We start from the raw sequence: 19427 nt of genomic DNA on the forward strand, positions 1-19427 counted from the left end.
GTGAACGCTAGACAGCGGACCGGGTTCGCCGCGTCGGCAGAATGTCCCGAGCTGGACGTGGGTAATTCTTCGCAGGTGTCAGACCAGCTTGTGCTGATGGGCGTACGCAGTGGCCGCCGAACGTGAGGTGACGCCGAGCTTGATGAAGATCTTGCTGATGTGACGGGCAACGGTCTTCTCGCTCAGGAACAGGTCGTCTGCGACCGCCCGGTTCGACTTCCCTACCGCGACATGCCGCAGCACCTCGAGCTCGCGGGCCGTGAGCAGGCTCGCTGTCCTGGTCGTGGCCTCGAGCGCCAACTCCTCAGCGCGAAGTAGGTCCGGTGCCGCCCCCAGCTCCCGGAAGAGCGACTTGGCGGCCTCGATTTCCAGCCTCGCGGTGACCTCGTCGCCCGTCTCCCTGCAGGCCAGCCCGATCAGCAGACGGGCGCGGGCGGCGTCGTACGGCGCATCGAGGTCGCGGAACGTCGCCACCGCATGGCCGAGCGCCGCCTGGGCGCTGCGCGCTTCACCCGCGGCCAAGAGCACTGCCCCCGTCAGGTGTTCGCTGATGGCGATCAGCAACGGGGCATGCAGCCTCTCGGCGACCGCGGCCAGTTCCATCGCCGCAGTCCGAGCGACCTCGATCGAGCCCGCCGCTAACATCACCTCGACAAATGCCGGCAGAATCCTGCACCGCGACCCCTGGTCGCGGGCTCCGTCGAGTGCGGTGCGGATCGCGCGTTCGGCTGCACCGGTGTCTCCGGCGGCCAGGAGCAGCAGCGCAAGTCCCGGCTGCGCGGTGTGACCAAACCCGCTGGCCTTACGGTATGCCTGCTCCGCCTCGCTGTACTCCCCGCGCAACCGGTGCAGCTCAGCGAGCTGGTAATAGGCGGCATCGGCTGACCTGACGACCGGCAACGAGCCCAGCCATTGGCAGGCCAGGTTCGCCTCGTCCACAGCATCCGCCCAGTCGCCTTGCATCCGCATGATCTCGACGCGGTGGGCCAGGCACACGCCACGGTATGGCGGCACCTGCTCCTGCTGCGCTGCACACCACCGCGACAGCTCGGCGGTCCACTCGCGGGCCCGGCGCAGATCGAAGATTTCATGGCAGGCCGCAATCACGGCGCAGTACGCGAGCCCGGACACGATCGGTGAAACCTCGCCCGCCGTCACCGCGATCATCGACTCGTCGAGGAGCCGGATACCTTCGCCTGCCTCACCGAGCCGGATCAGGCTCTCGCCTACGGTGACCATGGCGAAGGTCTGCAGGTCGTGGTCCCTGAACCGCGTGGCGAACGTCAACGCCTCTTCCGAGGCAGCCTTGGCATCAGCGGCGTCCCCCGCGAGATACCTCTGCAGCCCTTCCAGCGCAAGCAAGTACCCCGCCTCGACGCGGCTCTGTTGCTGGGCATGAAGCAGACGTCGTCCTCTTGCCAACCAGCCAGCGCTCCGCGCCGACTGGCCACTGACCACGAGGTTGACGCCCAGCCAGAACGCACACCTGACGGCCCGCGGCACATCGCCGCCGCTCAGCCACGCATGATGAGCTCGCGTCAACAGGTCGTCGCTCTCCGGATCCTTGCCGATCATGTGTGCGGCAAGCGCGAACCGCTCCAGGTCATCGGGAGCGAGCGGCTGGTGCCGATCGCTTTCGGACAGGATCGCGAACGCGTCCCCCCATGCGTGCCGTGACAATGCCTCGCCGGCGGACGGTGGTGCTGCGGCTGGACGCATGGCCCCAGTTTGCCAGCTTCGGTCACAGGCCGGGGGCGCCGTACAGCGGGAACCAGCGGGTGAGGTCGGGCTCGATCCGCAGGTCAGTTTCGAGGGTCGATCTGATCTGAAGTTCGACGGTGTTGTCGCGGCGGTTCGGGCCGGTGGGGGCGAAGGGGTACCAGGTGCCCTGCTTGTAGAGGTAGACGAGCCCGAGTGGGTGGGTGCCGTCGGTGAAGGCGACCAGGGTGCAGAGCAGCGCGGGCCCGAAGCCGGCGTCGACGAGGGCGCTGTTCACCCCGTGCAGATCGGTGGCCAGGCCCGCCAGGTCGTCGTCCGCGACCTGGCGGATCAGCCACGTGTAGCCATAGGCGTCGGTCTGGCTGGTGTACTTGCCGTCATCCAGGGCGAGCAGTCTGTCGACCTCCTCGCGCAGGGCGGCGAATCCGCCGCCCTCGGCGGCCTTGAAACACACCGAGCCGGTTCCGGTCGGCCGGTACCCGGTGGAGGTCTGCAGGGTGATCGCGGCGGCCGGCAGTCCGAAGAGCTGGTCGAGATTCGGGGGGACGGGTTTGGTCCGGCCGAACAGGATGTCCAGGAGGCCCATCTCTACCCCTGCTCCCCGAGCTCCCGGGCGATGCCGGCCAGCTGGTCGAGACGCCGCTCCAGCGGCGGGTGGGTGGCGAACAGCGAGGAGAGGGTGAGGCCCGGCGCGATCGCGGGGGCGAAGTAGAACGCGTTGAACGCCGCAGCCTGCCGCAGGTCGCGGGACGGGATACGGGCGATCTCGCCACTGACCTTGGTCAGCGCCGAGGCCAGCGCGGAGGGGTGGCCGGTCAGGATGGCCGCGGCGCGATCCGCGGAGAGTTCCCGGTAGCGGGACAGCGCTCGGGTGAGAAAGAAGGAGAGCGCATAGACGACCGCGGACACGAGCACGACGGTCAGCACCACCACCGTGGCGTTCTGGTCGCGGCTCCGGCCGAAGCCACCCCAGAGGCCGATGCGAGTGGTCAGCCCCGCGAGTACGCCGAGGAAGGAGGCGATGGTCATCACGGCAACGTCACGATGCGCGATATGGGACAGCTCGTGCGCGAGCACTCCCTCCAGCTCGTTGGGGTCCAGCCGACGCAAGATCCCGGTAGTCACGCACAAGACCGCCTTGTTGGGGCTGCGCCCGGTGGCGAAGGCGTTGGGCATGTCGACGTCGGCGATGGCCACCGTGGGTTTGGGCATGTCGGCAAGGGCGCACAGCCGGTCGACCACGCCGTGCAGCTCCGGGGCTTCCTCCGGAGTGACGATGCGGCCGTGCATCGCGTAAAGCGCGATCCGGTCGGAGAACCAGTACTGCGAGAACAGCAGCGCGCCGGCGATGACGACAGCCACCAGCGCGCTCTTCGTCAGGGCAATGAGCAAGGCGACGAAGACGACATAGAGCAGCCCGAGCAGGAAGGTAGTGACCAGCATCCGGCCGGTCAGGCCACGGTCGGGCTTGAAGCGGGTTCTCATCGGCTCACCCCTGGATCTACGGCTCTCTGATAGGCGTAGTCCAGCCTTCCACGCGGGTCCAAGGGGAGGTCGAGAACGTTGCTCGCCTCGCCTTGGCGGCGCGGTCCGCTACAGGAGGAGCGGGGACGCCAGGAGCAGGACGAAGCCTGTCCAGGTCGCTCCTCGAAGCGATACGCCGACCAGTAGTTACCGCCACCCAGGCGGCAGCCCGGGCAACCCGTTTGTCGGTTTCGCGGCATGGGTACCTCGCTGTGCTGTGAGGCACAGCGCCGCACAGCTGAGGTACAAGGAAGACAGGGACATGGAGATCATCGGTGTAATCGTCGCGGGCATCATCATCGGACTGCTCGGCAAGTTCGTCGCTCCGGGCAACAAGGACAACATCCCGATCTGGCTCACGATCCTGTGCGGCATCGGCGGTGTGATCATCGGATGGTTCATCTACACCGCGTTCGGGGGCAACGGCAGCGCCGGTATCGACTGGGTGCGCTGGCTCGTCGCCATCCTGGTCGCGGCCGTTCTGGTCGTCGCCGCATCCACTCTGACCGGCAGGAACACGTCCAGGCGGGTCTGAACGCACGACGCGAAACACAAGCTGGGCCGGTCGCACAGACGACCGGCCCAGCTTTCGTTCGGGGTCTCGCGAGACTCAGGCCTCGGCGTTGCGGGCCGCCAGGACGCGCATGGATCCGCTGGTGACCCGGATGCGACGCTCGCGGAGAAGCGAGAGGCGTTCGACCGGGGGCACCAAGCGGGACACGGGGTGGAGGAGTTCGCGGACTCGGGAGGTGACGAACGGGACGGCGTAGTACTGGTACGCCGGGTCGACGGCGCGGACCGTGAAGCCGGTGCGGGACAGCAGGTCGGTGATGGTTTGAGGGTCGTAGTAGCTGACGTGTTCGGGGATCTTGAAGGAGACCCAGCGGCGGCCGGAGACGCGGGCCAGGAGGCTCTTGATGTTGGGGGTGACCATCACGACAAGGCCGCCTGGGCGGAGGAAACGGGCCGCGGTGCGAAGGAAGGCGGCCGGGTCGGTGATGTGCTCGATCAGATGCGAGGCGAAGATGACGTCGAAGGTCTGCCCCTCGATCTCGGGCGCCTCCTCGAGCAGCCCCTGGAACACGCGGCCGGGGTACAACTGGGCGGCTCGTTCGACGGCGGCCGGTGAGAGGTCGATCCCGTAGGCGTCATAGCCGGCGTCGAGCGCGCATTTGAGGAAGTACCCGTACCCGCAGCCGACCTCGAGGATCCTCCCCTGCGGCACGAACTCGGCGATCCGCCGCACATCCTCGCGGAACGTGGCCAGGTACTCGGTCTCCTGACTCTCGTACTGCGAGTAGCCGGAGCCGCCATCTCCGCCGAAGTACGACTCCTCTTCATAGAGGGCGCGCAAGGTCTCGGGAGTCGGGGTGGGCACGAGCTGCACCAGCCCACACTCAGGACACTCCTCGATCCCGTAGCCGTCCTTCGCCGCGCGAGGGCGGAACGGCCCGCTCGTCGCACACATGATGCAGGCGACCCTGGCCGACCCCGGTCCATCGCTCATCAACAAAACCCGCTCTCTCGTCTCACCCCGACGAGGGCGAGACCGCGACTGTAGTGCGCGTCATTATGCCCACCGCGGCACCCCGCCCCGGAGCACCTCTCGCCGAAAAAGGTCCGCCCGAGACTGGCGCGATGTGTCACTCTTCCACAGGGGGATTTCGATGGTGCAGATTCGGCTACTCGGTGGGTTCGGCGTCGATCACGACGGCCGGCCCGTCGATGCCCGGGCGTGGCGACTGCGAAAGGCGCGCACGCTCGTCAAACTGCTGGCACTGCAGCGTGACCAGCGCTTGCACCGTGACGTCCTCCTCGACGCGCTGTGGCCGGACCGTACTCCGATGTCGGCCGTCAACAACCTCCATCAGGCGCTGCATGTCGCCCGCCGGGTGCTCGCGGGCGACGGGCCGACCGGCGGGTTGCTGGAACTGCGTGACGACGTCGTCGCGCTGTCCGCCGACGGTGTGGTCGACGTCGACGTACGACGCTTCGTGCAACTGGCGGCGCACGGACGGGCCACCGGAGACCTCGCCGATCTCCGTGCCGCGGTGGCTGCCTACATGGGCGACCTGCTCCCCGAGGATCGCTTCGAAGACTGGGCGACCCAGCCGCGCGAGGAGCTTCGCCACGCCTTCTGCGACCTCCTCGTCGACCTCGCCGACACAGCCACTCAAGCAAACGCCGGGCACGAGATCGAGGCGCTCGAAGCGCTGCAGCGCGCGCTGACGATCGACCCCCTGCACGAGCGCGCGGTCAGAAGCCTGATGCGCCGCCATGCGGCGATGGGCCGGCGATCGGAAGCCCTGGCCCTGTACGAGCGCCTGCGCGGCGATCTGGTCGCGACGTACGGCACCGACCCGGACCCCGAGACGCAACGCGTCTACCACGACCTGCTCACCGACAGCATCGAGGTCGAGGAGCCCACGCAACCATTACGGCACAACCTCGTCCCCGCGCTGACCAGCTTCGTCGGACGGGAGCGGGAGATCAGCGACGTCCATCGCCTCCTGGAACGAGGCGGGCTGGTCACCCTGACAGGCGTCGGCGGCGCTGGCAAGACGCGGCTCGCCGAGGAGGCGGCTCGCAGGTTGCTCCCCGCCTACCCCGACGGAGTCTGGATCGCGGACCTGGTACCTGTGGCCGACCCGCACCTCGTCGCCGACACCGTCGCGGCCGCGCTTGGGCTGGATCCAGGCGCGGGCTCCGACCCATTGCGAACGCTGGTCACCCGCCTGACAACCCGCAACCTCCTGCTCGTGCTCGACAGCTGCGAGCACCTCCTCGCCGCCTGTGCCGCACTCGCCAACGCCGTACGGCGCAACTGTCCCGGCGTCACCGTGCTCGCGACGAGCCGTGAACCTCTGCATGTTCCGGGTGAGGTGACCTTCCGGGTGCCGTCCCTCGAACTGCCGGAGCCCGAGGAAGCCGGCGACCCGGACCGGCTCGTGGCTCACTCCTCGGTACGGCTCTTCGTCGACCGCGCGCAGGACGTGCGGCCCGGCTTCGTCCTCGACCTGGACAATGCGGCGTCCGTCGTGGAGATCTGCCGTCGCCTCGACGGCATTCCACTCGCCCTGGAACTGGCGGCGGCCCGTATGTCGCACCTCGAGTCGGCGGAGATCGCCGAGCGACTGAGCGAGGCGCTTCCCCTGCTCGGTCGGCGCGGCGAGCTCACCCGGCACGCGACGCTGCGGGCCGCGCTCGAGTGGAGTCACGCCTTGCTCTCCGACGATGAGAAGGTGCTGTTGCGCCGCCTCGCGGTCTTCTCCGGCAGCTTCTCGCTTCCCTCAGCCGAGCAGGTCTGCGCGGACGAGCGGGTTCCCGGCCCGGACGTGCTGGACTGCCTTGGCCGGCTGGTCGACAAGTCCCTCTTACTGGTCGACCACGATGGTCCCCGCTCGCGCTATCGCCTGCTGGAGACCATCCGGCAGTTCGCCCGGGAGCGACTCGTCGCAGCAGGAGAGGCGGAGTCACTGGAGGCCGCACACTGCGCGCATTTCCTGGAGCTCGCGCTCGACCAGGATCCCGAGCGGGTCAGCGTCGTCTTCGAACGCCCGCAACTGCTCGACGTCGACCACGACAACCTCCGCGCCGCCCTCGGCTGGGCGCTGCGGAACGACCCCGACCAGGCGTTGGTGCTCGGAGTGAGCCTTTCGCAGTACTGGCTGGCGCGAGGGCATTTCGTCGAAGGAGCGGACTGGCTCGAACGCATTCTCGAGGTGGCCGTCAAGCCCTCACGGTCGCGGGCTCGAGCAGTGTTCGCGCTGGCGACCCTGGACGCGAGGAGTGGTTTGAGCGAGAGGCTCCCGGGCCTGGGAGACGAGGGCGTCGCTGTCGCCGAGCAGTCCGATGACCCCTCCGACGTCGTGGCCGCCCGGGTACTTCGCGGCACCCTGCTGCTGAGCAGCACAGACCTCGACGAGGTCGAGCGGACCGCCACGGGAGCGATTGCCGATGCGGACTCGCTCGGAGCGGCGCCGGTGGCCGCTGCCGCCCAAGGGCTTGCCGCCATGGTCTCGTTGTTCCGCGAAGATGTGGAACCGGCACAGCAACGGTTCGACGAATGTCTTCGCCGGTTGAGTTTGATCGACGCGGCTGCTGTCCCCTTCTTCCCAGCCGTGACGATCTGCCTGCCGCTCATGCCAGTGGATGGAACGTTGGTTCCGGTGTTCGAGGAGACCTTCCTGCTCGGCCGGCGCGTCAGCGCAGTACAAGCGCACGGCTACGCCTTGTCGGCATCCGCTGACGTACATCGGCTCACGGGAGACCTCGACAGTGCCCTCGAGGCCGTACGCCGCTCCGTCGACGGGTTCGCCGGCATCGACGACACCGTGGGGCTCGGCCACGCACTCAACCATCTGGGGTGCATCGAGCGCGACCGGGGCCTGTTCGAACCGGCCGAGAAGCATCTGCGCGAGGCCCTGCGGATCCGCAAGCAACTGGGAGATCGTCGCGGCGAGAACCTGACCCTCGCCAACCTCGGGCTGCTGTCCGCGGCCGCCGGCGATCCTGGCGAGGGACGACGGTTCACCCGCATCGCCCTCGACCGCGGCGAGGCGGTCGACGACGTACCCGCGGTGGCGGGGGCGCTGCTGGATCTCGTCATCGTCGAGCTCTTCGCCGGCCAGCGTCATGCCGCCCGTGCGCTTGCCGAGCAAGCGGTGGAAGCGTTCCACCCGCAGGGATATGTCCGGCTCGAGGCCTGGGCGCTGCTCCTGGCCGCCGAACTCGCCCGCGACGACGGCGACCACGAAGTACTGGTCAGGCACGGGCGTACGGCGGCCGAGATCTTCGCCCGGCTCGGCTGCCGCATCGGTACGGCGCGAGCAGCCGCCCTGCAGCTCCAACCTTGATGGCGCTCACGACCGGCTAAGTCGCGCTAAGCCGCTGCGAAGGCCGCCTTCCTAGCGTCGTGCTGGTCAAGGAAACGCCTTGGGGGTACGACGAGTAGGAGTAGGCAATGACAACGACGGAAACGCGGCAGGACACTCTGGGGGAGGCCACGCTCGGCGAGTTCGCCGAAGGACTGCGTGGTGAGTTGATCCGCCCGACCGACCCTTCGTACGACGAAGCCCGGTCGATCTGGAACGCCGCGCATGACAAGAAGCCGGCTCTCGTGGTGCGATGCCACGGAGTTGCCGACGTAGTCCGGGCGGTCGAATTCGCCCGCAGCGAAGGCCTTTCGCTGGCCGTACGGGGCGGCGGCCACAGCATCCCCGGCTTCTCGACGGTCGACGGCGGCCTGGTGATCGACCTGTCGCCGATGAACGCGGTCCGGGTCGACCCGAACCGTCAGCGCATCGTGGCGCAAGGCGGCTGTGTCTGGGGAGATGTCGACGCCGAGGCGCAGGCGTTCGGGCTCGCTGTCACCGGTGGCCTGGTGTCGACGACGGGTGTCGCCGGCTTCACCCTCGGTGGCGGAATCGGCTGGCTTGTCCGTCGGTGCGGGCTCGCCTGCGACAACCTCGTCGGAGCCGACATCGTCACCGCGGACGGGCAGTACCTGCACGCCAGCGAGGACGAGAACCCGGAGCTTCTCTGGGCTCTGCGCGGCGGTGGCGGCAACTTCGGCGTCGTCACGTCGTTCGAGTTCCAGGCGCACGAGGTCGGTCCCACCGTCTTCGCCGGCCTGGTCTTCTACCCCGGCGACGATGCGGCCCGCGTGCTGCGTGGCTTCGGCGAGGCGGCAGCCAACGCACCCGACGAGCTGTCGCTGGCGGTCAACCTGACCACCGCGCCACCGTTGCCCTTCCTCCCGGAAGAAGTGCACGGGAAGCCGATCGTCGCAGTACTGGGCATGTGGTCGGGGCAGACCGAGGACGGTGACGAGGCCACGCGGCCGTTCCGCACGTTGGCGCCGGTGGTTGCCGATCTGTTCGGTCCGATGCCGTACAACGCGATGCAGACGCTGCTCGATCCGCTCTTCCCGCGGGGCATGTGGAACTACTTCCGGTCGGCGTTCTTCACCGAGCTCGGTGAATCGACCGTCGACGCGCTCGTCTCGTCACACAACCAGGTGCCGAACGGCGTGTCCGAGCTCCATGTCCACCACCTCGGCGGCGCGATGGGCCGCGTACCGGCTGACGCAACGGCGTTCGGCACTCGCGACCACGAGTTCATCCTCAACGCCGTGGCTCGGACACCCGATGGGAACGGCTTCGACGAGGTCGCCCAGTGGGCCCGCTCGGCATCCGCCGGGCTCGGACCGGACGCGGCGTCGTACGTGAACTTCACCGGGGAGGGAAGCGAGGAAAGCGTACGAGCGTCCTACCCGTCGTCCACCTACGCCCGGCTGGTAGCGGTGAAGGACCGCTACGATCCGACCAACCTGTTCCGGCTCAACCAGAACATCACCCCGTCGGCCGCGCCTGGTCACTGACCCTGAAGGTCCAACAGCCGTAGGAACTATGACGCCGGGACGGCTCCCGCTCGGGGGGAGCCGGCCCGGCGTCCAGCGTTGAAGGTCAATGCGCGCCGAGGGCGTTCTGGATGCCGGTGACGGCGGCGCCGCGGGCCCAATCGGTGAAGGTCAGCGGGGTGGTGACGATGTCCAGGGTGCAGCGCTGGGACTCGTTGGGGCCTGGGCGGAGGCGGTCGTCGATGACCTCCTTGAGGGGGGCCGAGTCGGTGAAGGCGGCCAGGTCTTCGCCGGCCAGGACGATGCAGGTGGTCTGCAGGGCGCCGGCGAAGGTGACGATCAGGTGGCCCAAGGCCCGGGCCGCGGCGTTCAGCCGCTCAGTGGCCGCCGGATCGCCCGAGGCGCGAGCGCGGACCAGGTCGTCGAAGGTGACTGGATGGCCTGCGGCGGCGGAGGCCTGTGCCACGACGTCTTCGCGGTTCAAGTAGGCGGCGACGCAACCAGGGTGGCCGAGGCTGCAGCGAGGGCCGCGGGTGTCGATGGGAGCATGCGCCAGCAGGTGGCCGTTGTCGATGAGTTGCTCGACGGCGACACCTTCACGCACGACGCCGAAACCCAGCCCGGCGCCGACGGTGATGATCCCGAAGGTCGAGTGAGTCCGTCCCGCGCCGAACCACAGTTGCTCGCGAGCCAACGCAGCCACGTCGTTCGCGACGATCACCGGCAGCCCGGTCCGCTCGCGCAACGGCGTACCGAGGTCGACGTCGCGCCAACCGAGGAATGTCCCCTCCTGCACCACGGTCCGGTCGACCACCACCCCACCGACCGTCACCCCGATCCCGTCGAGCGAGGGAACCTTCCGGCCGAGCTTGGTCGCGAGCTGCGCGACGACCTTGGCCGTCGCCTCGACCGGTACGACGCCGTCCACCGCCGCCGGTAGCGCCGCCCTCGCGGTGGCGCTCACCTCGCCGAACATGTCGCACACGACGGCGTACGCCGTGTCCGAGGTGAGCTTGCACCCCACGACATGGCGAGCACCGGGTATGGCGGCCAGGATCTGCCGCGGCCGGCCGACGGCGGATGGCGGCTCCAGATCCTCCGAGGCGATGCCCCCGCCGATCAGCGAGCGAGCCAGCCGGGACATCGACGCGTAGGACAGATTGAGCCGGTCTCCCAGGTCACCGCGGGTGGCTGGTCCGTGGATGAGCAGTTGCCGGGTCACGGCGAGCTCGCCGGCGGACAGTTCTCCCCCGGTTCCCCTCCTCACGGACGTGCTCGCCACTACCACCTGCCAAAGGATACGTGCGTGACCCTTGTCACACTCGCCAGCATGCATTATTTTCAATCTGACTGTAAATACCTGAGGTTCGGAGCAACCCACGTTTCGGACCACCCGCCGTCCCACTCCGACTGGACCCCGTCGTGAGCGACCGGCACCTGCTGTCAGGCAGCACTCCCCGGTGAAGGAGCCACGATGGCCACCACGATCCCCGCGCGGCCGGCGAGATTCCGCCGCGCCCGCAACGGTCCACACGACGACACCCGACTCGCCCTGCTGTTCATCCTTCCGGCCACCATCGGCTTCCTGGTCTTCCTGGTCTGGCCGACGCTGCGCGGGATCTATCTCAGCTTCACCAAGTTCAACCTGCTGACTCCACCGGAGTTCAACGGCCTGGACAACTACATCCGGATGGTCCAGGACCCGGTGTTCTGGAACGCGATGAAGGTGACGCTCTACTACGTCATCCTCAACATCGGATTCCAGACCGTCCTGGCCCTGGTGATCGCCGTGATGATGCAGCGGCTGACCCAGCGGACCTGGCTGCGCGGCATCGTGCTCACGCCGTTCCTCGTCTCGAACGTGGTGGCCGCGATGGTCTTCCTCTGGATTCTCGACTACCAGCTGGGCATCGCGAACAACATCATCGCCGGACTCGGCCTGGAACGGATCCCGTTCCTGTCCTCCGAAGCCTGGGTGATCCCGACGATCGCGTTCATCAACGTCTGGCGGCACGTGGGCTACACCGCGCTGCTGATCTTCGCGGGTCTCCAGATGATCCCGGAGACCGTCTACGAGGCCGGGCGGATCGACGGGGCGAGCGAAGTACGCATGTTCCGCAGCATCACTGTCCCGCTGCTGCGGCCGATCCTCTCGCTCGTCCTCATCATCACCGTGGTCGGCTCGTTCCAGGTCTTCGACACCGTCGCGATCGCGACCCGCGGCGGACCCGTCGACTCCTCCCGGGTCCTGCAGTACTACATCTACGAGGTCGCGTTCAGCCGCTTCCAGTTCGGCTACGCGTCGGCCATGTCGGTGGCGCTGCTCGTCGTCCTGGTGATCATCACCTTCGTCCAGTACCGGCTCAGCCGGGCCGAGTCGTCCGACCTGGCCTGAGGAGGCGACCATGACCACCGACACCACTGCGACAGTAGCCACCGTCGCGCCCGACGTCGCAGTACGGCGGGATGCGCCGCCGCCCGAGCGCCGGAGCTTCAACTTCGGCCGCGCGCTGGCGTGGACCTTCATGATCCTGGTGATCCTCGTCAGCCTGTTCCCCTTCTACTGGATGCTTCGTACCGCGCTCTCCAGCAACAACGCCCTGTACGCCGGGTCCGACAGCCTGCTGCCGGTGCAACCCTCGGCCGGCGGGTTCGAGCGGGTCTTCGGCCTGCAGACCGGGCAGGAGGCCATCGATGCCGGTGGCGCCGGACAGGCGATCAACTTCTGGCGCTACCTGTTCAACTCGGTCGTCGTCGCCACCCTCATCACCGTCGGCCAGGTGTTCTTCTCCGCGATGGCGGCGTACGCGTTCGCGCGGTTGCAGTGGAAACACCGGGAGAAGGTCTTCGCCTTCTTCCTCGGCGGTCTGATGATTCCGGCGATCTTCACGCTGCTGCCGAACTTCGTGCTGATCAAGCAGCTCGGCCTGGTGGACACGCTGCTCGGGATCTCACTGCCGACGATGTTCATGACGCCGTTCGCGGTGTTCTTCCTGCGCCAGTTCTTCCTCGGCATCTCCCGCGAGGTGGAGGAGGCCGCGCTGATGGACGGCGCCTCCAAGGTCCGGGTGTTCTTCCGGCTGATCCTGCCGATGTCGGTGGCGCCGATCACGACGCTGGCGATCCTCACCTACATCGCCGCCTGGAACGAGTACTTCTGGGCGCTGATGGTCAGCTACACCGACAGGTCTCGCGTCCTCACCGTCGCGCTCGGGGTGTTCAAGTCGCAGACCCCGCAGACCGGCCCGGACTGGGCCGGCCTGATGGCGGCCACCCTGGTCGCCGCTATTCCGATGCTGCTGCTGTTCATGCTCTTCGCGAAGCGCATCGTCAACTCCATCGGCTTCAGCGGGATCAAGTGAGGAGGCACCGATGATCACCTTCCGGCAAAGGATCCGTACCGCGGCCGTCGCCCTGGTGACCGTCACCGCCCTGGCCGCCTGTGGCGGTACGAGTGGTGGCAGCGCGAACGGGACGATCGAGTACTGGCTGTGGGACTCCGCGCAGCAGCCGGGGTACCAGAAGTGCGCGGACGCCTTCGAGAAGCAGAACCCCGACCTGAAGATCCACATCTCGCAGTACGGGTGGGACGCCTACTGGAGCAAGCTCACGGCCGGGTTCATCGCGGACACGGCACCCGACGTCTTCACCGATCACCTGTCGAAGTTCGCGCAGTACGTCGATCTCAAGGTGCTCCGGCCGCTCGACGACCTCGCGCCGACCAGCGACATCAAGGACGGCGACTACCAGGAGGGCCTGGCCGAGCTGTGGAAGGGCCAGGACGGCAAGCGGTACGGCGCTCCGAAGGACTGGGACACGATCGCCATGTTCTACGACGTTGCCGCCCTGAAGGCAGCGGGCGTTGATCCCGCCGACCTGCAGAGCCTGACCTGGAACGCCCAGGACGGCGGCACCTTCGAGAAACTCGTCGCGCACCTCACCATCGACACCAAGGGCGTTCGCGGTGACGAGCCGGGCTTCGACAAGAGCAGCGTCAAGACGCACGGGCTGGCGTCCGAAGGCTCGGGCGGCGGCGGTTGGGGTCAGACCCAGTGGTCGGCGTTCACCGGCAGCGCGGGCTGGGAGGCCACGGACAAGAACCCCTGGGGCACCCAGTTCAACCTGGACCAGCCCGAACTGCAGGACACGTTGAGCTGGTACTTCGGGCTCGTGCAGAAGGGGTACATGGCCAGCTACGAGGAGATCGGTGGCGCCAACGCGATCGGCACGGACAAGCAGATCCAGTCCGGCACGGCCGCGATGGGGCTCAGCGGCTCGTGGATGATCTCGACCTTCACCAAGCTCACCGATGCCGCCGGCAAGAAACTCGAGATCGGGCTCGCGCCGACCCCGATCGGTCCGGGCGGCAAGCGGGCGTCGATGTTCAACGGTCTCGCCGACTCCGTCACCACCTTGTCGAAGCAGCCCGAGAGCGCTGCGAAGTGGGTGAAGTTCCTGTCCGGTGAGGAGTGCCAGAACATCATCGGCCAGTCCGGCGTCGTCTTCCCGGCCCGCCCGACCGGTACCGACCTGGCCATCGCCTACAACAAGAACGAACGCAAGCTCGACGTCACGCCGTTCACGCAGCAGGTGAAGGACAAGACGACGTTCCTCTTCCCGGTGACGACGAACGCCGCCGACATCGCGGCCCTGATGGCACCCCGCTTCGACGCGATCTACATCGGCAGCGAACCGGTCAGCTCACTCACCAAACTGAACAGCCAACTGAACGACCTCTTCAAAGTCGCCCAATAGGTGCACCCGTGACGCCCGGGCGGCTCGTTGGAGGGAGAGCGCCGCCCGGGCAAGGGTTTAGACCAGACTCCTAGTGGCGGTGCAGGGCAGCCGCCACTGGGATCACCGTCAACCGACCCGGCGCACTCCTAGCCGGTTGTCCAATGAGGGCTGGGAGTGGGGGTTACCTGGCCGGGGGTGAGGGTGGGGAAGTGGGCACCCAGGCCGGGGGTGTTTTGGAGGGTGGACCAGAGGCGGTGGCGGGTCTGGTGGGCGAGGGTGGGATTGACGTCGCCGAAGGAGTGCCAGGTGGGTTCGGCCAGTTGGATGGGGCAGGTGATGGCGTCGCCGAGCAGGAGGAGGCGGGCGGGGCCCGAGGTGAGGGAGACGCTGAGGTGGCCTGGGGTGTGGCCCGGCGTGAGTATGGCGTCGATGCCCGGCGCGACGGTGGTGTCGTGCGTCAGCGGGCGCTGGCGCGGGGCGTTGGTGAGGAAGCCGTCGCGGATGTGCAGGCGGATGTCGCCCGGGCCGTTGACGAAGTAGTCCCAGTCGGCGGCGCCGTACCAGATCATCGCGTTCGGGAAGACGGGTTCGGCCGCGAGGTCGAACAGCCAGCCGACGTGGTCGGTGTGGAAGTGCGTGATGACGACGTCGGTGATGTCGCCGGCGCCGACCCCGAGCCCGCCCAGTCCCACGAAGAGCTGCCCGCCGACCAGCCGCATGCCGTACGGCAGATCGTCCTGGTCCGGACCGAGGCCCGCGTCGACCAGGATCACCCGGTCGTCCGACCGGATCAGGAAGCACCCGATCGGCAGCCAGGCCTTGTCGTCCCGCGCGAAGAATTCCGGGCGCGCGTCATCCGGCACCTCCGCACCGAAGTACTTCGGGTGCACGCTGAACGTGCCGTCGCTGATCGCGTGCACCTGCATCGCACCGAGTTGCATCGAAACTCCTCGAGCTGATCGTCAGACCCCCTTCCTACCTGACGATCAGCCCAATTGGTGGTGATCCAGCCTCGCCGCAGGACGCCCGCGAGCGGACCATCGCCCTGTGGACCAACCTGCACGGCCTGGCCACGCTGCGCGCCGCCCACACCCTGGACCTGGTCTACCCGGACGGCGGCGTCGAACACCTGGTACCGAAGCTGGTCCGCGCGCACTTGTCCTAAAGCTCGGCGAGTACTCCGAAGTGGTCGCTGAGCCACACGCCTTCCACCGGATCGTCGCCGACGAGTTCGACCGAGCGGACGGCGCATCGGGTGAGGATGTAGTCGATGCGGCGGCGACGGTCCGGATCTCCCAGCAACCTCGCGAGCTCCTCCGCGGCGACTGGATTGTCCACAGTCCACGTGTAGCCGGGGCCGTTGCCCGCCACAGCCCACGCGTCGTCGAAGTACCGGGTGAGATAGCGGATGCTCGGCGAAGAAGGTCCGGCATCGAAGCCTCCGGCAACGATCGTCGGCAACGCAGTGCGGTGGCGCGCATCGAGATCGGTGATGTCGCGTGCCTGTTTCTCCCGCGCCGCTTCATGTTCCGGCCGCCACGGCGTCGTCGGTACTACGAACAACTGCTCGCCACGGCCGGGAATCTCCACAGCAGCCGCCAACCCGGTCCCCGCGATCAAGTCGCCACCGTCGGCACAATCCGGAACGCTGACTTACCCTATTTCCTGCTACGGATAGTCAACAGGTGCACTCGTCGGGTAGCAGAATTACGCTTGGAAAGCTGACCCGGCAGAAATCATCCGGAAAGTCGGCGGAAAGCCGCACAAAGCTGTAACGCCCCTCAGGTTGTGACGATAAATGGATCGAGCGGCCTGGTCTTGAGGGGGGCAAGTGGACGCTCCGGTGTTTCTTCGGGACCACCGGTGATTGTGGAGGGGGCCCCAGCAGGTGCTCGCCCGGGGCGGGGCGAGCACCTGCGAACGGGAACATCCCCGGCCGTGAGTCCGACCGGCCTGGTTCAGCCTTTGATCCCGACGTTGGCCATTCCCTCGACGAAGCGCTTCTGCGCGAAGACGAACATCACGATCATCGGCAACGTCGCCAGCGCCGTACCGGCCATCAGGTAGGGCCACTGGATCTCCGCCGGATTCTGCGCGAAGATCGCCAGCCCGAGCTGCAGCGGACGCATCGAGTCCGACGTGGTGATCATCAACGGCCAGAGGAATCCGTTCCAGGCCGCCTCGATCTGGAACACGCAGATGGTGATCAGGGCCGGCTTGATCAGCGGCGTCATGATCCGCCAGAAGATGCCGAACTCACCCAGCCCGTCGACTCGGGCCGCCTGCGCCAGCTCGTTCGGGATCGAGACGTAGAACTGCCGGGCCAGGAAGGTGAACAGCGGCGCGGCACCGAGCGGGATGATCAGGCCCCACCAGGAGTTCAGCCAGCCGATGCCGCCCTGACCAAGGATGTTGTTGCCGCCGAACAGCGGGATCGACTTCACGATCAGGAACAGCGGCACCAGGATGATCTGGAAGGGCACCAGCAGGAGCAGGATGAAGTAGCTCAGCAGCGCCTTGGAGCCCCGGATCGGCAGCTTCGCCAGCGCGTACCCGGCCGTCGTACAGACCGCCAGGGTGAATGCGGTCTCGCCGACGGCGATGAACAGGCTGTTGCGGAAGTACCGCAGGAACGGCGCGCTCTGCATCGCCTCGACGAAGTTCCGCCACCGCAGCTCGGTCGGCAGCCAGGAGAACGTGGCGATCTCCAGGTCGTTCTTGAACGCGGTCAGCACCATCCACAGGAACGGCGTCACCATCAGCACCGCGCCGACGCAGAGCGCGACGTACAGGAGGATCCGGCCGATGCGGAACCCGGACGGCTTCTGGCTCACGATGGGGCCGGTGATCGTTGCGCTAGTCATTGACATCCGCCTTCTGGAGCAGGCGTCCGGCGCCGATGAACAGCGCGATCACGATCATCATGATCACGGTCTCGGCGGACGCGTAGCCGAGTTTCAGGTCCTGGAACGCGTTCTGGTAGATGTCCAGCACAAGCACCCGGGTTTCGGTGCCAGGCCCACCTCTGGTCATCACGTAGACCAGGTCGAAGACCTGGAAGGTCCCGACGATCGAGGTGATCAGGACGAAGAACTGCACCGGGCTGAGGGCCGGCAGGGTGACGTTGACGAACTTCTGCCAGCGGCTCGCGCCGTCCAGGTCGGCCGACTCCAGCAGGTCACGCGAGACCCCCTGCAAAGCGGCCAGGTAGATGATGATCTTGGTGCCCAGACCCTGCCAGATACCGACCACCATCAGCGACGGCAAAGCGGTCGCGGGGTCGGCCAGCCAGCGGTTCGGCGCGAAGCCGAACAGGCTGAGGAAGCCGTTCGCCAGGCCCGAGCCCGGGTTGTAGATCCACAGCCAGATGGTGGCGATCGCGACCGTCGCGGTCACCGTCGGGATGTAGAAAGCGGTCCGGAAGAAGCCGAGGCCCTTGATCTTCTGGTTCAGCCCGACCGCGACCGCCAGCGCGATCGCCATCGAGATCGGGATCACCACGACGGCGTACAGGACGGTGTTGACCAGGGATGCCTGGAAGTCGACGTCGCGGAAGAGGTCGGCGTAGTTGCCGAAACCGACCCAGGCCCAGGAGTCACCGAAGCTGTAGTCGGTCAGGCTGAGCACGAGCACGGCCAGCACCGGGATCACGATGAAGATCGCGGAGTGCAGCAGAGCCGGGCTGAGCAGAATCCAGCCGGCGCGGACCTGGCTGCGGATCAGCTCCCGGCTTTCCTTGGCCGGCGCGGTACCGCGCGGTGCGGGGGCGGTTTTCGTGGGGTGTTCGAGAGTGGTGCTCATCGGGACTGTCCTGCCAGGTTGGCCAGCACCTTGGCGGGGTCCTTCTGACCGAGGACCGCCTGGGTGAGCTGGATGTCGAAGTTGCCGCGCATCTCGAGCCAGTTGGTCGGCGGGCTGTTCTCATTCACCGCGTACACGAGTCCGTCGGCCACGAACTTGCTCAGCGGGTTGGACTTCGCCTGCGGCGAGTTACCGGCGTCCTTGTAGGCCGGCAGCTTCTTGTTCAGCTTGGCGATCGCGTCCAGCGTCGTCGGCACGGTCAGCGACTGGATGAAGGCCCAGGCCGCGTCCTTGTGCCGGCTGCGTGACCCGATCGACGCCAGGTCGCCACCGACGTACTCGATCTGCTGGCCGCTGTCGAACCGGAAGAACTTCAGGTCGTCACAGTTCTTCTGGCCGATGCCCTTGTCCGAGCAGTCGACCGCGCCGCCGACGATGCCCATCGCGGCCTCACCAGTGAGCACGAGGGGTTGCTGGGCGGCGTTCTGCTGACCGTACGGCTGGACGTTGTTGATCATCGACTTGATCCACTCCAGCGTCTCCAGGCCCTTCTGGTTGCTGAAGTTCGGCTCGCCGTTCACGTAGAGCGGCGTACCAGTGGAGGCCAGGAAGGTGGTGAACGACTGCCGGAAACCGGTCGCCGAGGCGAGATCGAACCCGCTGCGAGTGATCGACCCACCCTCGTCGCGCTTGGTCAGCTTCTCGGCCGCGGCCTTGATCTCGGCCAGCGAGGTCGGCGGCTTGTCCGGATCCAGGCCGGCCTCGCGGAACGCGCTCTTGCGCAGCGCGACGGCGCGGGCGTCGGCAACCAGCGGGTACCCGTACAGCTTGCCCTCGTACGTCGCCGGCTCGATCAGCGCTTCAACGCTCTTCTCCTTGATCACCTCCGGAGTCACGCCGTACGCCGCCAGGTCGGCGAAGATCCGCTTCGACGCGAACGGCTGGATCCAGCCGACGCCAGTGACCATCACGTCGTACGGGATGCCCGCGGCGATCGAGGTGGACATCTTCTCGTTCAGGTTGTTGTACGTCGCGAAGTCGGGTTCGACCTTCATCTTGGGATAGGCCTTCTGGAAGTCCGCGACGACCTTGTCGAACTCCTCCCGGCCCTTGGTACTGGGCGGGAACGACGGGAGCAGTACGCGCAGTGTCCCGGTCGCCTCAGCCGGCGGGACACCGTCCGTGCTCTTGTCAATCACCCCGTTGCCACAACTGCTGGCGGCCAGGCCGAGTATCGCGGCCAGCACCACCAGTCCACTCCGGGCGCCACGTCTCACAGGGGAAC

The 19427-nt window shown here is 67.3% G+C and carries 16 protein-coding genes; 6 read left to right on the forward strand and 10 right to left on the reverse strand.

The genetic code is table 11. The annotated features are described in order from the left end of the window. Window positions 1–78 precede the first annotated feature (78 nt). From ACFPJ1_RS35265 to htpX, 3 genes are read right to left on the reverse strand one after another with little or no spacing between them, the layout of a single operon-like run. Entirely contained in the window at window positions 79–1719 is a 1641-nt protein-coding gene (locus ACFPJ1_RS35265) for a helix-turn-helix transcriptional regulator (protein WP_380110636.1), read from the reverse strand. Window positions 1720–1741: 22 nt separating this feature from the next. Then, a complete protein-coding gene (gene pspAB, locus ACFPJ1_RS35270) occupies window positions 1742–2305 on the reverse strand; it encodes a PspA-associated protein PspAB (RefSeq protein WP_380110637.1) in 564 nt (187 codons plus the stop codon). A 2-nt stretch (window positions 2306–2307) separates the two neighbouring features. Continuing rightward, window positions 2308–3204, reverse strand: coding sequence for a zinc metalloprotease HtpX (htpX, locus tag ACFPJ1_RS35275; protein WP_380110638.1), 897 nt, complete (start codon window positions 3202–3204; stop codon window positions 2308–2310). Between the two features lie 301 nt (window positions 3205–3505). On the opposite strand from htpX, the gene ACFPJ1_RS35280 reads away from it, so the two are divergent. Next, entirely contained in the window at window positions 3506–3778 is a 273-nt protein-coding gene (locus ACFPJ1_RS35280; RefSeq protein ID WP_132288099.1) for a GlsB/YeaQ/YmgE family stress response membrane protein, read from the forward strand. Between the two features lie 75 nt (window positions 3779–3853). On the opposite strand, the gene ACFPJ1_RS35285 is transcribed toward ACFPJ1_RS35280, so the two are convergent. After that, complete coding sequence (locus tag ACFPJ1_RS35285; protein WP_380110639.1) at window positions 3854–4750, reverse strand: class I SAM-dependent methyltransferase; 897 nt, start codon at window positions 4748–4750, stop codon at window positions 3854–3856. Between the two features lie 160 nt (window positions 4751–4910). Between ACFPJ1_RS35285 and ACFPJ1_RS35290 the strand changes: the two genes are divergently transcribed. Together ACFPJ1_RS35290 and ACFPJ1_RS35295 are read left to right on the forward strand one after the other, a co-directional pair. Beyond that, entirely contained in the window at window positions 4911–8099 is a 3189-nt protein-coding gene (locus ACFPJ1_RS35290) for a BTAD domain-containing putative transcriptional regulator (RefSeq protein WP_380110640.1), read from the forward strand. A gap of 107 nt (window positions 8100–8206) precedes the next feature. Continuing rightward, on the forward strand, window positions 8207–9625 hold the full coding sequence (locus ACFPJ1_RS35295) for an FAD-binding oxidoreductase (RefSeq protein WP_380110641.1): 1419 nt from the start codon (window positions 8207–8209) through the stop codon (window positions 9623–9625). 85 nt (window positions 9626–9710) lie between these two features. On the opposite strand, the gene ACFPJ1_RS35300 is transcribed toward ACFPJ1_RS35295, so the two are convergent. Continuing rightward, window positions 9711–10871: an ROK family protein gene (locus tag ACFPJ1_RS35300; RefSeq protein ID WP_380110642.1), complete on the reverse strand. Its 1161-nt coding sequence runs from the start codon at window positions 10869–10871 to the stop codon at window positions 9711–9713. 207 nt (window positions 10872–11078) lie between these two features. Here ACFPJ1_RS35300 and ACFPJ1_RS35305 point away from each other — a divergent pair, with 207 nt between their 5' ends. From ACFPJ1_RS35305 to ACFPJ1_RS35315, 3 genes are read left to right on the forward strand one after another with little or no spacing between them, the layout of a single operon-like run. Continuing rightward, the gene (locus ACFPJ1_RS35305; protein WP_380110643.1) at window positions 11079–11999 is read left to right on the forward strand and encodes a carbohydrate ABC transporter permease; all 921 of its coding nucleotides are present in this window, start codon (window positions 11079–11081) and stop codon (window positions 11997–11999) included. 10 nt (window positions 12000–12009) lie between these two features. After that, window positions 12010–12966 (forward strand): carbohydrate ABC transporter permease, encoded by a 957-nt coding sequence (locus ACFPJ1_RS35310; RefSeq protein WP_380110644.1) that lies wholly within the window; start codon window positions 12010–12012, stop codon window positions 12964–12966. Between the two features lie 10 nt (window positions 12967–12976). Further along, window positions 12977–14359: an ABC transporter substrate-binding protein gene (locus tag ACFPJ1_RS35315; RefSeq protein ID WP_380110645.1), complete on the forward strand. Its 1383-nt coding sequence runs from the start codon at window positions 12977–12979 to the stop codon at window positions 14357–14359. A 128-nt stretch (window positions 14360–14487) separates the two neighbouring features. On the opposite strand, the gene ACFPJ1_RS35320 is transcribed toward ACFPJ1_RS35315, so the two are convergent. From ACFPJ1_RS35320 to ACFPJ1_RS35340, 5 genes are all read right to left on the reverse strand, one after another. After that, window positions 14488–15282: an MBL fold metallo-hydrolase gene (locus ACFPJ1_RS35320; protein ID WP_380110646.1), complete on the reverse strand. Its 795-nt coding sequence runs from the start codon at window positions 15280–15282 to the stop codon at window positions 14488–14490. A 220-nt stretch (window positions 15283–15502) separates the two neighbouring features. Continuing rightward, window positions 15503–15961, reverse strand: a complete 459-nt coding sequence (locus ACFPJ1_RS35325) for an exonuclease/endonuclease/phosphatase family protein (protein ID WP_380110647.1) — start codon at window positions 15959–15961, stop codon at window positions 15503–15505. A gap of 338 nt (window positions 15962–16299) precedes the next feature. After that, the gene (locus ACFPJ1_RS35330) at window positions 16300–17205 is read right to left on the reverse strand and encodes a carbohydrate ABC transporter permease (RefSeq protein ID WP_380110648.1); all 906 of its coding nucleotides are present in this window, start codon (window positions 17203–17205) and stop codon (window positions 16300–16302) included. After that, window positions 17198–18142, reverse strand: a complete 945-nt coding sequence (locus ACFPJ1_RS35335) for a carbohydrate ABC transporter permease (RefSeq protein ID WP_380110649.1) — start codon at window positions 18140–18142, stop codon at window positions 17198–17200. Before ACFPJ1_RS35335 ends, ACFPJ1_RS35330 begins: the two co-directional genes overlap by 8 nt. Continuing rightward, window positions 18139–19419: an extracellular solute-binding protein gene (locus ACFPJ1_RS35340; protein WP_380110650.1), complete on the reverse strand. Its 1281-nt coding sequence runs from the start codon at window positions 19417–19419 to the stop codon at window positions 18139–18141. Before ACFPJ1_RS35340 ends, ACFPJ1_RS35335 begins: the two co-directional genes overlap by 4 nt. Window positions 19420–19427 lie beyond the last annotated feature (8 nt).

It is taken from the genome of Kribbella qitaiheensis (genome assembly GCF_042657745.1).
GTDB classification, from domain to species: Bacteria; Actinomycetota; Actinomycetes; order Propionibacteriales; family Kribbellaceae; genus Kribbella; species Kribbella qitaiheensis.

Excerpts from the sequence above, each read along its gene's own strand:
- ACFPJ1_RS35265 (WP_380110636.1), bottom strand. The coding sequence starts at position 1,719 with ATGCGTCCAGCCGCAGCACCACCGTCCGCCGGCGAGGCATTGTCACGG.
- pspAB (WP_380110637.1), bottom strand. The coding sequence starts at position 2,305 with ATGGGCCTCCTGGACATCCTGTTCGGCCGGACCAAACCCGTCCCCCCG.
- htpX (WP_380110638.1), bottom strand. The coding sequence starts at position 3,204 with ATGAGAACCCGCTTCAAGCCCGACCGTGGCCTGACCGGCCGGATGCTG.
- ACFPJ1_RS35280 (WP_132288099.1), top strand. The coding sequence starts at position 3,506 with ATGGAGATCATCGGTGTAATCGTCGCGGGCATCATCATCGGACTGCTC.
- ACFPJ1_RS35285 (WP_380110639.1), bottom strand. The coding sequence starts at position 4,750 with ATGAGCGATGGACCGGGGTCGGCCAGGGTCGCCTGCATCATGTGTGCG.
- ACFPJ1_RS35290 (WP_380110640.1), top strand. The coding sequence starts at position 4,911 with ATGGTGCAGATTCGGCTACTCGGTGGGTTCGGCGTCGATCACGACGGC.
- ACFPJ1_RS35295 (WP_380110641.1), top strand. The coding sequence starts at position 8,207 with ATGACAACGACGGAAACGCGGCAGGACACTCTGGGGGAGGCCACGCTC.
- ACFPJ1_RS35305 (WP_380110643.1), top strand. The coding sequence starts at position 11,079 with ATGGCCACCACGATCCCCGCGCGGCCGGCGAGATTCCGCCGCGCCCGC.
- ACFPJ1_RS35310 (WP_380110644.1), top strand. The coding sequence starts at position 12,010 with ATGACCACCGACACCACTGCGACAGTAGCCACCGTCGCGCCCGACGTC.
- ACFPJ1_RS35315 (WP_380110645.1), top strand. The coding sequence starts at position 12,977 with ATGATCACCTTCCGGCAAAGGATCCGTACCGCGGCCGTCGCCCTGGTG.
- ACFPJ1_RS35320 (WP_380110646.1), bottom strand. The coding sequence starts at position 15,282 with ATGCAACTCGGTGCGATGCAGGTGCACGCGATCAGCGACGGCACGTTC.
- ACFPJ1_RS35330 (WP_380110648.1), bottom strand. The coding sequence starts at position 17,205 with ATGACTAGCGCAACGATCACCGGCCCCATCGTGAGCCAGAAGCCGTCC.
- ACFPJ1_RS35335 (WP_380110649.1), bottom strand. The coding sequence starts at position 18,142 with ATGAGCACCACTCTCGAACACCCCACGAAAACCGCCCCCGCACCGCGC.